Origin of the sequence: Bradyrhizobium sp. (genome assembly GCF_016219575.1) — a bacterium.
Taxonomy (GTDB): domain Bacteria; phylum Pseudomonadota; class Alphaproteobacteria; order Rhizobiales; family Xanthobacteraceae; genus Bradyrhizobium.
The window spans coordinates 70,274-83,911 of record NZ_JACRMG010000023.1; the positions used below are offsets into that span (position 1 = coordinate 70,274).

The 13,638-nt window shown below is 64.8% G+C and carries 9 protein-coding genes; 4 read left to right on the top strand and 5 right to left on the bottom strand.

The window, feature by feature from the left end:
• Positions 1 to 25 precede the first annotated feature (25 nt).
• From maiA to metF, 3 genes are all read right to left on the bottom strand, one after another.
• Entirely contained in the window at positions 26 to 691 is a 666-nt protein-coding gene (gene maiA / locus HZB49_RS18695; protein ID WP_291614025.1) for a maleylacetoacetate isomerase, read from the bottom strand.
• Between the two features lie 174 nt (positions 692 to 865).
• A complete protein-coding gene (metH, locus tag HZB49_RS18700; protein ID WP_291614028.1) occupies positions 866 to 4,741 on the bottom strand; it encodes a methionine synthase in 3,876 nt (1,291 codons plus the stop codon).
• Between the two features lie 3 nt (positions 4,742 to 4,744).
• Positions 4,745 to 5,659, bottom strand: coding sequence for a methylenetetrahydrofolate reductase [NAD(P)H] (metF, locus tag HZB49_RS18705; protein ID WP_291614030.1), 915 nt, complete (start codon positions 5,657 to 5,659; stop codon positions 4,745 to 4,747).
• Between the two features lie 382 nt (positions 5,660 to 6,041).
• Here metF and HZB49_RS18710 point away from each other — a divergent pair, with 382 nt between their 5' ends.
• Positions 6,042 to 7,061: an LLM class flavin-dependent oxidoreductase gene (locus HZB49_RS18710; RefSeq protein WP_291614032.1), complete on the top strand. Its 1,020-nt coding sequence runs from the start codon at positions 6,042 to 6,044 to the stop codon at positions 7,059 to 7,061.
• A 176-nt stretch (positions 7,062 to 7,237) separates the two neighbouring features.
• On the opposite strand, the gene HZB49_RS18715 is transcribed toward HZB49_RS18710, so the two are convergent.
• Both HZB49_RS18715 and HZB49_RS18720 read right to left on the bottom strand, forming a co-directional pair.
• The gene (locus HZB49_RS18715) at positions 7,238 to 8,098 is read right to left on the bottom strand and encodes a prephenate dehydratase (RefSeq protein ID WP_291614035.1); all 861 of its coding nucleotides are present in this window, start codon (positions 8,096 to 8,098) and stop codon (positions 7,238 to 7,240) included.
• A 19-nt stretch (positions 8,099 to 8,117) separates the two neighbouring features.
• Positions 8,118 to 8,858: a 3-deoxy-manno-octulosonate cytidylyltransferase gene (locus HZB49_RS18720; protein ID WP_291614037.1), complete on the bottom strand. Its 741-nt coding sequence runs from the start codon at positions 8,856 to 8,858 to the stop codon at positions 8,118 to 8,120.
• A gap of 214 nt (positions 8,859 to 9,072) precedes the next feature.
• Here HZB49_RS18720 and HZB49_RS18725 point away from each other — a divergent pair, with 214 nt between their 5' ends.
• From HZB49_RS18725 to HZB49_RS18735, 3 genes are all read left to right on the top strand, one after another.
• Positions 9,073 to 9,621 carry a c-type cytochrome gene (locus HZB49_RS18725; protein WP_291614039.1) on the top strand — a complete coding sequence of 183 codons (549 nt, stop codon included), beginning with the start codon at positions 9,073 to 9,075 and terminating at the stop codon, positions 9,619 to 9,621.
• A gap of 295 nt (positions 9,622 to 9,916) precedes the next feature.
• On the top strand, positions 9,917 to 11,752 hold the full coding sequence (locus HZB49_RS18730) for an extracellular solute-binding protein (RefSeq protein WP_291614506.1): 1,836 nt from the start codon (positions 9,917 to 9,919) through the stop codon (positions 11,750 to 11,752).
• Between the two features lie 14 nt (positions 11,753 to 11,766).
• Positions 11,767 to 13,638 (top strand): extracellular solute-binding protein, encoded by a 1,872-nt coding sequence (locus HZB49_RS18735; protein WP_291614041.1) that lies wholly within the window; start codon positions 11,767 to 11,769, stop codon positions 13,636 to 13,638.

The following is a 13,638-nucleotide window of genomic DNA, read 5'->3' on the forward strand; positions in this document are numbered from 1 at the left end:
CGTCCCGCGTCATGGACGCGGGAGATTATCCCTTCTTCGGCCGCATGGCTTCCGGCGTATCCGGCTGGGCCACCGGATGCGCTTTGGCAAATTCCGGCAGCGCCATCGCGGTCTCGAAGACGCGCTTCACCGTCGGCCAGCGGTCGAGGCTGATATGCTGCGTGATAGCCACCGTGCAATGGCCGACCATGCAGATGTCGGCCATGGTCGGCGTATCGCCATGGCAGAATTTGGAGGTCGCCGTGCTGCCGGCGAGATGACCTTCCAGTGCGGTGAGCGTCTCGATGGTCCAGTGCCGCCGCCAGGCGGTCTGCTGCTCGTCGCGCAGGTTGAGCTCGCGGTCGAGATAGCGCCGCACCCGCGGCACCAGCAGCGGATGGCCCTCGCAGGCCACCATCAGCGCCAGCGCGCGTACCCGCGCGCGGCCCTTGGCGTCGGAGGGAAGGATCGGCGGGGCGGGATATTTCTCCTCGAGATATTCGAGGATCGCCAGCGACTGGAACAGCACGGTGCCGTCGTCCTCCACCAGCGCCGGCAGCGCCATCTGCGGATTGAGGCGGCGATACTCGTCGCTGCGATGGGCGTCCGCGTCGAGATCGACGAAGGTGACCTCGGCCGGCACGTTCTTCAGATTGAGCGCGATGCGCACCCGGAAGCTCGCCAGCGATCGCCAGAAGGAAAAGAATTTCATGGGGGGCTTCCTCTTTCGCCCTCTCCCCTTGTGTGGGAGAGGGCGGCACGAATGAGCATAGCGAATTCGTGCCGGGTGAGGGGTTCTCTCCGCGGATGCAGACCCCTCATCCGGCTCGCATCTGGCGATGCGAGCCACCTTCTCCCACAAGGGGAGAAGGGAAGGAAGATGGCGCTACCCCGCTCCGACGGCCTTCTTGCGCCAGGCCAGATGCACGGCGCAGGTACAGCCGGGCGGGTGGGAAGCGACATCGTTGGCAGGCACCGCGGCCGGGGCCTGCGTCGGCATCGCTTCCTTCACGGCGCGGCCGGGGGCGGACTGGTCCTGCGCCGGGATGTAGTTGAGGACCGGCGCCAGCCAGCGTTCGGCCTCGGCTACCGTCATGCCCTTGCGCGCGGCATAGTCCTCGACCTGGTCGCGCTCGATCTTGCCGACGCCGAAATAGAAGCTCTCGGGATTGCTGAAGTAGAGCCCCGACACCGACGAGCCCGGCCACATCGCAAAACTCTCGGTGAGGTTCACGCCGGCGGTGTTTTCCGCATCGAGCAGCTCGAACAGCGTCTTCTTCTCGGTGTGGTCGGGTTGCGCGGGATAGCCGGGCGCGGGGCGGATGCCCTGGTATTTCTCCAGGATCAGTTCCTCCGGCGCCAGCGTCTCGCCGGGAGCATAGCCCCAGAATTCCCTGCGCACGCGCTGGTGCATGCGCTCGGCAAAGGCTTCGGCCAGCCGATCGGCCAGCGCCTTGCACAGGATCGAGGAGTAGTCGTCATTGGCGTTCTTGAAACGGTCGGCCACCGCATCCTCGCCGATCCCCGCCGTGACCACGAAGCCGCCGACGTAATCGGGCACGCCGCTCGCGGCAGGCGCGATGAAGTCCGACAGCGCGGCGTTGAAGCGGCCCTCGCGCTTCTCGAGCTGCTGGCGCAGCGTGTGCAATGTCGCAATCTTGTCCTTGCGCGTCTCATCGGAATACAGCGCGATGTCGTCGCCTACGGCATTCGCAGGCCAGAAGCCGATGGTGGCGCGGGCCTTGAACCATTTCTCCCTGACGATCAGGTCGAGCATCCTGCGCGCATCGTCATAGAGCGAGCGCGCGACTTCGCCGATCTTGGGATCGCTGAGGATCGCCGGGAAGCGGCCGGTCAGCTCCCAGGTCTGGAAGAATGGCGTCCAGTCGATGTACTCGGCCAATTCCGCCAGGTCATAATCGTCAAAGCTGCGGATGCCGAGGAACGTCGGCTTTTTCGGCGGCGCCTTGGCAAAGTCGACCGGCACGGCATTGGCGCGCGCGGCCGAAAGCCGCAACCGCTTCTTGTCGGCCTGTGCCCGGAAATGCGCCGCCGAAATCCTGGCGTATTCGGTGCGGATGTCGGCAGCAAAGGCGTCGCGCTTGTCGGGCGACAGCAGCGAGGAGGCAACGCCGACCGCGCGGCTGGCATCATTGACATGCACCACCGGCCCGCCCCTGTAGTTCGGGTCGATCTTGACGGCGGTGTGCACGCGGCTGGTGGTGGCGCCGCCGATCAGCAGCGGCACCTTCATGCCCTGCCGTTCCATCTCGCCGGCGAGGAAGCTCATTTCATCGAGCGAAGGCGTGATCAGGCCGGAGAGGCCGATGATATCCGCCTTCTCGGCCTTTGCCGTCTCGATGATCTTGGCAGCAGGCACCATCACGCCGAGGTCGATCACCTCGAAGTTGTTGCACTGGAGCACGATGCCGACGATGTTCTTGCCGATGTCGTGGACGTCGCCCTTGACGGTGGCGAGCACGATCTTGCCGGCGCCGCTGTTGCTGCCGCCGGTGATGCCATTGGCGAGATTGCGCGCCTTCTCCTCTTCCATGAACGGCATGAGGTAGGCGACGGCCTGCTTCATCACCCGCGCCGATTTCACCACCTGCGGCAGGAACATCTTGCCGTCGCCGAAGAGGTCGCCGACGATGTTCATGCCGGCCATCAGCGGGCCTTCGATCACGCTGAGCGGCCGGTCGGCGGTCTGCCGCGCGGCTTCGGTGTCTTCCTCGATGAACTCGGTGATGCCGTGCACCAGCGCGTGGCTGAGCCGCTTCTCGACCGGCCATTCGCGCCAGGCGAGATCGGCCTCCCTGGTCTGTGTCTGCTTGCCGCGGAATTTCTCCGCCAGCGCCAGCAGCCGTTCGGATGCGCCCGCATCGCGGTTGAGGATGACGTCCTCGCACACCTGGCGCAATTCGGGATCGATGTCGTCATAGACGATCATCTGACCTGCATTGACGATGCCCATGTCCATGCCGGCCTTGATGGCGTGATACAGGAACACCGAGTGCATGGCCTCGCGCACCGGCTCGTTGCCGCGGAACGAGAACGACAGGTTCGACACGCCGCCGGAAATATGGGCGCCCGGCAAGTTCTGCCGGATCCAGCGCGTCGCCTCGATGAAGTCGACGCCGTAATTGTTGTGCTCTTCGAGACCGGTGGCGATGGCGAAGATGTTCGGATCGAAGATAATGTCTTCCGGCGGGAAGCCGACCTGCTCGACCAGGATGTCATAGGCGCGCTTGCAGATCTCTGTCTTGCGCGCGAACGTGTCGGCCTGGCCCTTCTCGTCGAACGCCATCACCACGACAGCCGCGCCGTGGCGGCGCGCGATCTTCGCCTCGTGGATGAATTTCTTCTCGCCTTCCTTCATCGAGATCGAGTTCACCACCGGCTTGCCCTGCAGGCACTTCAGTCCGGCCTCGATCACCGCGAATTTCGAGGAGTCGACCATCACGGGCACGCGGGCGATGTCGGGCTCGGCGGCGACGAGGTTGAGGAAGGTCACCATCGCCGCTTCCGAATCGAGCAGGCCCTCGTCCATGTTGACGTCGATGATCTGCGCGCCGTTCTCGACCTGGTCGCGCGCGACCTGGAGGGCGGCGGTGTAGTCGCCGGCGGTGATCAGCTTGCGGAATCGCGCCGAGCCCGTGACGTTGGTGCGCTCGCCGACATTGACGAAGGGAATGGCCGGCGTCAGCGCGAAGGGCTCGAGGCCCGAGAGCCGCAACCGCGGCTCGATCGCGGGCACCGTGCGCGGCCTGTGCGGGGCGACGGCGGCGGCAATCGCCGCGATGTGGTCCGGCGTGGTGCCGCAGCAGCCGCCGACGATGTTGACGAGGCCGTCACGAGCGAACTCGCCGATCAGGCGCGCCATGTAGTCCGGGCTCTCGTCGTACTGGCCGAACTCGTTGGGCAGGCCGGCATTGGGATAGGCACAAACGAGGGCGTCGGCGACGCGGCCGATATCGGCGATGTGCGCGCGCAAATCTTCGGCGCCGAGCGCGCAGTTGAAACCGATGGTGATGGGCCGGGCATGCCGCACCGAGTTCCAGAACGCCTCGGGCAGTTGCCCGGAGAGCAGGCGGCCGGACTTGTCGGTGATGGTGCCGGACACCATCACCGGCACGTCGATGCCGCGCTCCTCGGTGATCTCGGCGATCGCATAAAGCGCCGCCTTGGCGTTGAGCGTGTCGAAGATGGTTTCGACCAGCAGCAGGTCGACGCCGCCGTCGAGCAAGCCCTTGATCTGCTCGCCATAGGACTGGCGCAGATCGTCGAAGGTGACCGCGCGATAGCCGGGGTTGGCGACATCGGGCGAGATCGAGGCAGTGCGGTTGGTCGGCCCGATGGCGCCGGCGACGAAGCGCGGCTTGCCGTCCTCGGCGGACACGCGCTCCGCCGCGGCACGGGCGAGCTTCGCGCCGTCGCGGTTGAGCTCGTAGGCCAGCTCCGACATGTCGTAATCGGCCTGCGCGATCGAGGTCGAGGAGAAAGTGTTGGTGGCGACGATGTCGGCGCCTGCACGCAGATATTCCGCGTGGATATCCTCGATGGCCTTCGGCTGGGTGAGGATCAGCAGGTCGTTGTTGCCGCGGACGTCGCGGTGAAAATCCGCAAAGCGCGCGCCGCGGAACGCGGCCTCGTCGAACTGCAGGCCCTGGATCATGGTGCCCATGGCGCCGTCGAGCACGAGGATGCGCTCGCTTGCAGCGGCGATCAGGGCGGTGCGCTTCGGTGAAACCGGTACTTTCATGGATCAGGCCGCCTTCGCCGCGCTCTTCGGGCGGATGCCGAGCAGATGGCAAATCGCAAGCACGAGGTCGGCGCGGTTCATGGTGTAGAAGTGGAAGGTGTCGACGCCGTGCTTCGCCAGCTTCTGCACCTGGCCCGCGGCAACGGTGGCAGCCACCAGCTTCCGCGTCTCGGCATCGTCGTCGAGCCCTTCGAATTTTTCCGCCAGCCAGTCCGGCACGGTGGTGCCGGCGCGGGTGACGAAATTGCGCGCCTGCTTGAAATTGTGCATCGGCATGATGCCGGGCACGATCGGGATCTCGATGCCCCGGGCGCGAACGCGGTCGAGGTAGCGGAAGTAGAGATCGTTGTCGAAGAACACCTGGGTGATGGCGCGCGCCGCGCCGGCATCCACCTTGGCCTTCAGCCGGTCGATATCGGCGTCGAAGTCGAGCGCCTCCGGATGCTTCTCCGGATAGGCCGAGACCGAGACCTCGATGTCGGGATGGCGCTTCTTGATGCCGGCGACCAGATCGGCCGAGGTCTTGTAGCCGTCGGGATGGCCGACATAGGCGGTGCCGATGCCGGTCGCGGGGTCGCCCCGCAGCGCCACGATGTGGCGGACGCCGATGTCATGATAGCGGTCGACGATCTCGTCGATCTCGCCGCGCGACGCGCCGACGCAGGTCAGGTGCGCGGCGGGCGTAAGCCGCGTCTCGGCAAGGATGCGGGCGATGGTCGAATGGGTGCGCTCGCGGGTCGATCCCCCGGCGCCATAGGTCACCGACACGAAATTGGGGGCAAGCGGCGCCAGCCGGTTGATCGTGTCCCAGAGACTGCGCTCCATCTCCTCCGTCTTGGGCGGAAAGAACTCGAAGGAGATGTTGGGAGATTTCAGAACGCGCTGCCCATCGGGCGCGGGAATGGCAAACTCGGACATGACGCTCAAAAAACCTCACGGAAAATGCGGACAACAGGCCTATCGCGTGGACGCTAAAATAAGCCAAACGTGGTCGGTCAGACAGCCCATCAGGATTGGGAAGTTGCCCAATACAGCGAAAAACTTTGACGATATTGGTTCAATATCTCAGACGTTGGGAATTGCTTAACACGATACCAGCATAAAATATATAGTAATTCCAATATATTATCGTCATGTCGATTCGGGAAGTGAGTTGGGCCATGCGTGAAAATAGAAAATTTGTCATATTTCGTCCCAACATCTGGCAAGGGGATCGTCTACCCTCAGCGCCTCGGGGCGCGGCCCTGATCTGCGCCATCGGGGCCTTTGTCGCCTCCGCCCCGCACACTAGTTTACGCCCATGATTCCGCTTTCCGTCCTCGACCTTTCCGTCGTCACCACAGGCACAAAGCCCGCGAGGGCGCTGCGCAACAGCATCGACCTGGCACGCCATGTCGATGGGCTCGGCTATGTCCGCTACTGGCTCGCCGAGCACCACAACCTGGCTTCCGTTGCCAGCCCCGCGCCGGACCTGATGATCGGGCAGATCGCGGCGGTGACGCAAGACATCCGCGTCGGTTCCGGCGGCGTCATGCTGCCCAACCACGCGCCGCTGGTGGTGGCCGAGCGTTTCAAGATGCTGGAGGCGCTGTTCCCCGGCCGCATCGATCTCGGCCTCGGCCGCGCGCCGGGCACCGACGGCGCCACCGCCCACGCGCTGCGCAGCCGGCTCGACCGCCGCGAGGGCGACGATTTCCTCGAGCGCCTGCACGAATTGACGCTGTGGGAGACGCGCGATTTTCCGCCCGGCCACCCCTACAACAACGTGGTGGCGATGCCCGACGACACGCCGCTGCCGCCGATCTGGCTGCTCGGCTCCTCCGACTACAGTTCCGAGCTCGCCGCCCAGGTCGGCATGGGCTTCGCGTTCGCGCATCATTTTGCGACCTATGACGCGATCGAGGCGCTGACCCACTACCGCCGGCGCTTCAAGCCGTCGGGCTGGCGGCAAACGCCGCACGCCATTCTCGCCGTCGCCGCGGTTTGCGCCGAAACCGATGCGGAAGCCGAACAACTCGCGACCTCGATGGACCTCAACCGCCTGCGCCGCGACCGCGGCCAGTATCTGCCGCTGCCGAGCGTCGAGGAGGCGCTCGCCTATCCCTACAGCGACGCCGAGCGCGCCTCGATCGCCCGCAACCGCTCGCGCCTGTTCGTCGGCAGTCCCGCCACGGTGCTGGCGAAGCTGCAGCCGATGATCACGGCGAGCGAGGCGGACGAGCTGATGGTGATCACCGCGGTGTACGACCACGAAGCGCGGAAGAAGTCGTACAGCCTGCTGGCCGATGCATTTAGGCGGGCGAAGAAGGCGGCGGCGTAGAACATTTCCCTTGTGGGAGAAGGTGGCGCGCATCGACAGATGCGCGACGGATGAGGGGTCTCTATCCGCGAATGCAGCGCTTCGGTGAGAGGTCACTCTGTGGACACAGACCCCTCACCCCGCTTCGCGTTCCGCGAAGCGACCCTCTCCCACAAGGGGCGAGGGTAAGAAGCAGCTCACTCCGCCTTCTCGCTGAACGTCGCGCGGAAGGGGTGGGCGGGATAGACGCCAACGATGCGCAGTTCGCGGGAGAAGAATTTCAGCTCCTCCAGCGCAAAGGCCAGCCCGCGGTCGTCGGGATGGCCGTCGACGTCGGCGTAGAACTGCGTGGCGAAGAAATTGCCGTCGACCATGTAGCTTTCCAGCTTGGTCATGTTGACGCCGTTGGTGGCAAAGCCGCCCAGCGCCTTGTAGAGCGCGGCCGGCAAATTGCGCACGCGGAAGACGAAACTGGTGACCAGCGGGCCGGAACCCTGCCTGGCCCAGTTCGGCTCGCGCGCCAGCATCACGAAGCGCGTGGTGTTGTGCGCCTCGTCCTCGACGTCTTCGGCCAGAATTTCGAGGCCGTAGATCTCAGCCGCCAGGCGCGAGGCAATCGCGGCGACGCTTCTGTCCTTGCGCTCGGATACGTCGCGGGCGCTGCCGGCAGTGTCGGCGGCGACGATCGGCCTGATGCCAAGCTTGCGGATGATGCGCCGGCACTGGCCGAGCGCGTGGACGTGGCTTTCCACCGTCTTGATGTCGGACAGCTTCACACCCTTCAGCGCCATCAATTGATGGCGGATCGGCAGGAAGAACTCGCCGACGATGTAGAGGCCCGAGGCCGGCAGCAGATGATGGATGTCGGCAACCCGGCCGGCGACCGAGTTCTCGATCGGGATCATGCCGAGGTCGGCCTCGCCGCCGGAGATCGCGCCCAGCGCGTCCTCGAAGGTGGCGCAGGGCAGGGGCTCGGCGCCCGGATAGGCCTCGACGATGGCGATATGGGAATTGGCCCCCGGCTCGCCCTGGAATGCGATTTTCAGCTTTTTGGTCATGGTGCCTTGTAACAGCCGTCTAGGCTTTTGAAAGGATCTGGCGGGCAGTTTCGAGGTCGGCGGGCGTATCCACCCCGCGAGGAACCGTGTCCACGATGGTGATGTCGATCCGCATGCCCGCCTCCAGCGCCCGGAGCTGCTCCAGCTTCTCCTGCATCTCCAGCGGCGAGGGCGGCAGGGAGACGAACCGTTTCAGCGCGGCCCGCCGATAGGCGTAGAGCCCGATATGGTGATAGCGCGGCCCGTCGCCGTAAGGCGCCGTGGCGCGGGTGAAATACAGCGCACGCAGCCGCCGCGGCGAGATCGACGAGCCGACCGCCTTCACCACGCTCGGAGCCTGGTCCTCTTCCGCGGTGTGGATCTGCGCGGCCAGTGTCGAGATATCGACCGCCGCATCGTCGAGCGGGGGCAGCGCGGCGCGGATCGTCTCCGGCGTGATGGTCGGAAAGTCGCCCTGCAGATTGACCACAATCTCGGCCTTGCCGCGGGGATCGAGGATGGTCGCAGCCTCGAAGATGCGGTCGGAGCCGGAAGGGTGGTCGGCGCGGGTCATGACCGCTTCGCCGCCGGCGGCCCGCACGACTTCAGCTATTTCGGGCGTGTCGGTCGCCACCGCCACCCGGCCGATTTTGGCGGCCTCCGCCCGGCGCAGCACATGGACGATCATCGGCAAGCCGCCGATGTCGAGCAGCGGCTTGCCGGGCAGGCGGGTGGCCGCCATGCGGGCCGGAATCAGCACCAAAACGCGGTTTTCGGGCATTGAATAAGGGGCTCCCGGGCAGCGGAAAAACCGGCCGGAAATAGTGGGGGATCGGGTGAAAGCTGGCGCGTTTTACCGGGTTGCCATAGGCGGGGCAAACCGATATCTGAAACCCTGCTGAGGGTGCGGCGCGAAAGCCTGATTCCTGAGGCTATTTCCTTCCCGCGGGCCGTTCCGGCCTTACGTGACCTTCCGGCCTGGAGCCTGATCCACTATGGACTCCTTCGAACTCAATAAAATCCTCGGCGCCATCCTGGCGACCTGCATCCTGGTGCTGGTGACGAGCTTTGCCGCCCAAGCGGTGTTCACGCCGAAGCCGCTGGAGAAGCCGGGCTTCGAGATCGCCGTCAAGGAAGAATCCAAGGGTGGCGCAGCCGCTGCCGCCGCGCCGTCCGAGCCGATCGAGAAGCTGTTGCAGACCGCCTCCGTCGAGAAGGGCACCGCCGCCGCCAAGAAGTGCGCCGCCTGCCACACCTTCGAGAAGGGCGGTCCGAACCGCGTCGGTCCGAACCTCTACAACGTGCTCGGCGAGAAGAAGGGTGAGGGCAAGGGTGGCTTCAACTTCTCCGCGGCGCTGAAGGCCAAGGGCGGCGAGTGGACCTATGACGATCTCAACAAGTTCCTCGCCAACCCGAAGGGCTTCGTCCCGGGCACCGCGATGGGCTTTGCCGGCATCCAGAAGGACAGCGAGCGCGCCGACGTGATCGCCTACCTGCGCACGCTGTCTGACAAGCCGGTGCCGCTGCCGACCGCCTCGAAGTAGGTTTGCCGGCGTCAGACATGAGTTTCGAACGGCCAGGCAATGCCTGGCCGTTTTGGTTTCAGGGGATCGCGTGCTTGTTATCGGGGCGTTTCGCCGCAGCCGCCTCGAGAGCAGGCTGGCAAGATGAGGAAAAAGCAACATAATCGGCCGAATCCTTGCCGTATAATGGGTTCTCAATGATCGGGGCCTGAGGACCTTGGGGGACGTCGAAACTGCTCGTCCATCGCTCACAACAGGAATTCTCGTTTTGGCAATTTCCCGACGACACCTTCTGACCAGCGCCGCCGTCGCCGCCATGGCCCCGGCGCTCTCGCGCCTTCCCTTCATCGACACCGCCAATGCGCAAGGCGCCGCCGAGCCGGCCTGGCGTCACGCGCTGTCGCTGTTCGGCGACGTCAAGTATCCCGCCGACTTCAAGCGTTTCGATTACGTCAATCCCGACGCGCCGAAGGGCGGCACGGTGCGGCTGATCTCGATCGGCACGTTCGACAATTTCAACATCGCGGTCGCCGGCATCAAGGGTTCGCTCGCGCCGGCGGCGACGCAGATATACGAAACATTGATGGCGAAGTCGCAGGACGAGGTCGTCAGCGAATACGGCCTGCTGGCGGAAGCAGCAGCGCACCCCGACGATTTCTCCTGGGTGATCTACCGGCTGCGCAAGGAAGCGCGCTGGCATGACGGCAAGCCCGTCACGCCCGAGGACGTGATCTTCTCGCTTGAAACGTTGAAGAAGCTGAGCCCGTTCTACGGCGCCTATTATCGCCACGTCGTCAAATCCGAGAAAACCGGCGACCGCGACATCAAGTTCACCTTTGACGGGCCCGGCAACCGCGAATTGCCCACCATCGTCGGCGAAATTCCGGTACTGCCGAAACACTGGTGGGAAGGCACCGACGAGCAGGGCCGCAAGCGCGACATCTCCACGACCACGCTGGAGAAGCCGCTCGGCTCCGGTCCCTACCGCATCAAGGAGTTCGTTGCCGCCCGCACGATCGTTCTGGAGCGCGTCAAGGATTATTGGGGCGCCAGCCTGCCCGTGCGCGTCGGGCAGAACAATTTCGACGAGATGCGCTTCGAGTTCTTCCGCGACAACCTCGTGGCGCTGGAGGCCTTCAAGGCCGACCAGGCCGACTGGATCGCGGAAAATTCCGCCAAGCAATGGGCCACGGCCTACGAATTTCCTGCGGTCGTCGACAAGCGCGTGGTGAGGGAAGAGTTTCCGATCAACGATTCCGGCCGCATGCAGGGCTTCGTGTTCAACCTGCGGCGCGAGCAGTTCAGGGACGCGCGGCTGCGCCGGGCTTTCAACTATGCCTACGATTTCGAGGAGATGAACAAGCAGCTGTTCTACGGACAGTACAAGCGCATCAACAGCTACTTCGAGGGCACCGAGCTCGCCTGTTCCGGCGTGCCGCAGGGGCTGGAACTGCAGATCCTCGAAACGGTGAAGGATAAGGTGCCGCCGGAAGTCTTCACCACGCCCTTTGCCAATCCGGTCGGCGGCAACCCCGAGAATGTCCGCAGCAATCTGCGCGAGGCGACGAAGCTGCTGAAGGAAGCCGGCTTCGAGGTCAAGGACCGCAAGCTCGTGGATGGGGCCGGCCGGCCGGTGACGGTCGAGATTCTCGTCGAAAGCCCTTCCTCCGAGCGCATCGCGCTGTTCTACAAGCCCTCGCTGGAGCGCATCGGCGTCACCGCCTCGATTCGTATCGTCGACGATGCACAATACGAGAACCGCATGCGCAGCTTCGACTACGACGTCACCATCGGCAGCTGGGGCGAGTCGCTGTCGCCCGGCAACGAGCAGCGCGAGTTCTGGGGGTCGCAGGCGGCCGACGCGCCCGGCTCGCGCAACCTGATCGGCATCAAGAATCCGGCGATCGACGCGCTGATCGAGAAGGTGATCTTCGCCAGGGATCGCGAGACCCTGGTGGCGACGACGCGGGCGCTCGATCGCGTGCTGCTCTGGAACCATTACCTGGTGCCGCAATTCACTTATGGATTTGCGCGCTATGCGCGCTGGGACCGCTTCTCCAACGCGGGCCTGCCGAAATACGCGCGCTCGGGCCTGCCGTCGCTGTGGTGGTACGACGCCGAGAAGGCTTCCCGGATCGGCAAGCGCTCGTGAAGGATTTCTTGCGCATGGCGGCCTTCTCTCGCCGGCACTTCCTCGGGGCCAGTGCCGGCGCGCTCGCCGCGCTGCGGCTGCCGCCGGCCGCTGCCGCGGATGAGGCCGCGGGCACCGAGGTGCACGGCATCTCGGCGTTCGGCGATCTCAAATATCCCGCCGACTTCAGGAATTTCGACTACGTCAATATCGCTGCGCCCAAGGGCGGGATGTTCTCCAGCATTGCCTCGTCGCGGGCCTATAACCAATCCTTCCAGACCTTCAACTCGCTCAATTCGTTCATCCTGAAGGGCGAGGGCGCCCAGGGCATGGACCTCACCTTTACAGTGTTGATGGCGCGGGCCGGCGACGAGCCGGATGCGATGTACGGCCTTGCAGCGAAGTCGGTGCGGATTTCGCCGGACAAGCTGACCTACCGCTTCACGCTGCGCCCGGAGGCGAAGTTCCACGACGGTTCGAAGATCACGGCGCATGACGTCGCCTGGTCCATCAACACGCTCAAGGCGAAGGGCCATCCGCTGATCCAGGTGCAGATGCGCGACGTCAAGGGCGCCGAGGCGCTGGATGATGCGACCGTCGCAGTTACCTTCGCCGAGAAGCGCGCGCGCGACGTGCCGCTGTATGTCGCCGGACTGCCGATCTTCTCGAAGAAATATTACGAGGCCCGTGCGTTCGATGAATCCACGCTCGACACGCCGCTGGGCTCCGGCCCCTACAAGGTGGGCAGGTTCGAGGTCAACCGCTACATCGAGTTCGAGCGGGTCAAGGACTGGTGGGGCGCCGACCTCCCGGTCTGTCGCGGCCACTACAACTACGATACCATCCGCTACGAATTCTATCGCGACCGCGACGTTGCCTTCGAAGGGTTCGCCGCCCGGACCTATTTGTACCGGGAGGAGTTCACCGCCCGTATCTGGGCCACGCGTTACGACTTCCCGGCGCTGAAGGAAGGCCGGGTCAAGCAGGAGCTGGTGCCTGACGAGACGCCGTCCGGCGGTCAGGGCTGGTTCATCAATACCCGCCGCGAGAAGTTCAGGGATCCGCGGGTGCGCGAGGCGCTGATCAACGCGTTCGATTTCGAGTGGACCAACAAGACCATCATGTACGGCGCCTATGCGCGCACCCGCTCGCCATTCCAGAACTCGGACCTGGTGGCGGAAGGCAAGCCTTCGCCGGAGGAGCTGAAGCTGCTGGAGCCGTTCCGCGGTCAGGTGCCGGACGAGGTGTTCGGCGAGCCTTACGTACCGCCGGCTTCCGACGGTTCGGGCCAGGACCGCACCCTTCTGCGCAAGTCGCAGCAACTGCTGACGGCAGCGGGTCTGACCATCAAGGACAACAAGCGCGTTCTTCCCAACGGCGAGGTCTTCGCGATCGAGTTCATCATCGACGAACCGTCGTTTCAGCCGCATCACGGTTCGTTCATCAAGAATCTCGGAACGCTCGGAATCGAGGCGAGCCTGCGTGTCGTCGATGCCGTGCAATTCAGGGCGCGGGTCGAGTCATTCGATTTCGACATCACCGTGCAGCGGCTGACGATGTCGCCGACGCCGGGGGACGGCCTGCGCGCCTATTTCACGTCGCAGTCGGCCGCGACCAAGGGTTCCTACAATCTCGCCGGCGTCGCCAATCCGGCGATCGACGCGTTGGTGGAGAAGGCCATGGCTGCGGAATCGCGCAGTGACCTCACCTACGCCTGCCGTGCGCTCGACCGCGTGTTCCGTGCCGGCCGCTACTGGGTGCCGCAGTGGTACAACACCAGCCACCGGCTGGCCTATTGGGATATCTTCAGTCACCCGCCAAGACTTCCGCGCTACACCGGCGTCGGCGAGCGGATCCTGTGGTGGCATGACGCCACCAAGGCCGCCAAACTCGAGCAGGCGAAATAG

What these genes read in the sequence shown, in the direction of transcription:
- HZB49_RS18720 (WP_291614037.1), bottom strand. Translation starts at nt 8,858, where the DNA reads ATGCCCGAAAACCGCGTTTTGGTGCTGATTCCGGCCCGCATGGCGGCC.
- HZB49_RS18715 (WP_291614035.1), bottom strand. Translation starts at nt 8,098, where the DNA reads ATGACCAAAAAGCTGAAAATCGCATTCCAGGGCGAGCCGGGGGCCAAT.
- metF (WP_291614030.1), bottom strand. Translation starts at nt 5,659, where the DNA reads ATGTCCGAGTTTGCCATTCCCGCGCCCGATGGGCAGCGCGTTCTGAAA.
- HZB49_RS18710 (WP_291614032.1), top strand. Translation starts at nt 6,042, where the DNA reads ATGATTCCGCTTTCCGTCCTCGACCTTTCCGTCGTCACCACAGGCACA.
- metH (WP_291614028.1), bottom strand. Translation starts at nt 4,741, where the DNA reads ATGAAAGTACCGGTTTCACCGAAGCGCACCGCCCTGATCGCCGCTGCA.
- HZB49_RS18725 (WP_291614039.1), top strand. Translation starts at nt 9,073, where the DNA reads ATGGACTCCTTCGAACTCAATAAAATCCTCGGCGCCATCCTGGCGACC.
- HZB49_RS18730 (WP_291614506.1), top strand. Translation starts at nt 9,917, where the DNA reads ATGGCCCCGGCGCTCTCGCGCCTTCCCTTCATCGACACCGCCAATGCG.
- HZB49_RS18735 (WP_291614041.1), top strand. Translation starts at nt 11,767, where the DNA reads ATGGCGGCCTTCTCTCGCCGGCACTTCCTCGGGGCCAGTGCCGGCGCG.
- maiA (WP_291614025.1), bottom strand. Translation starts at nt 691, where the DNA reads ATGAAATTCTTTTCCTTCTGGCGATCGCTGGCGAGCTTCCGGGTGCGC.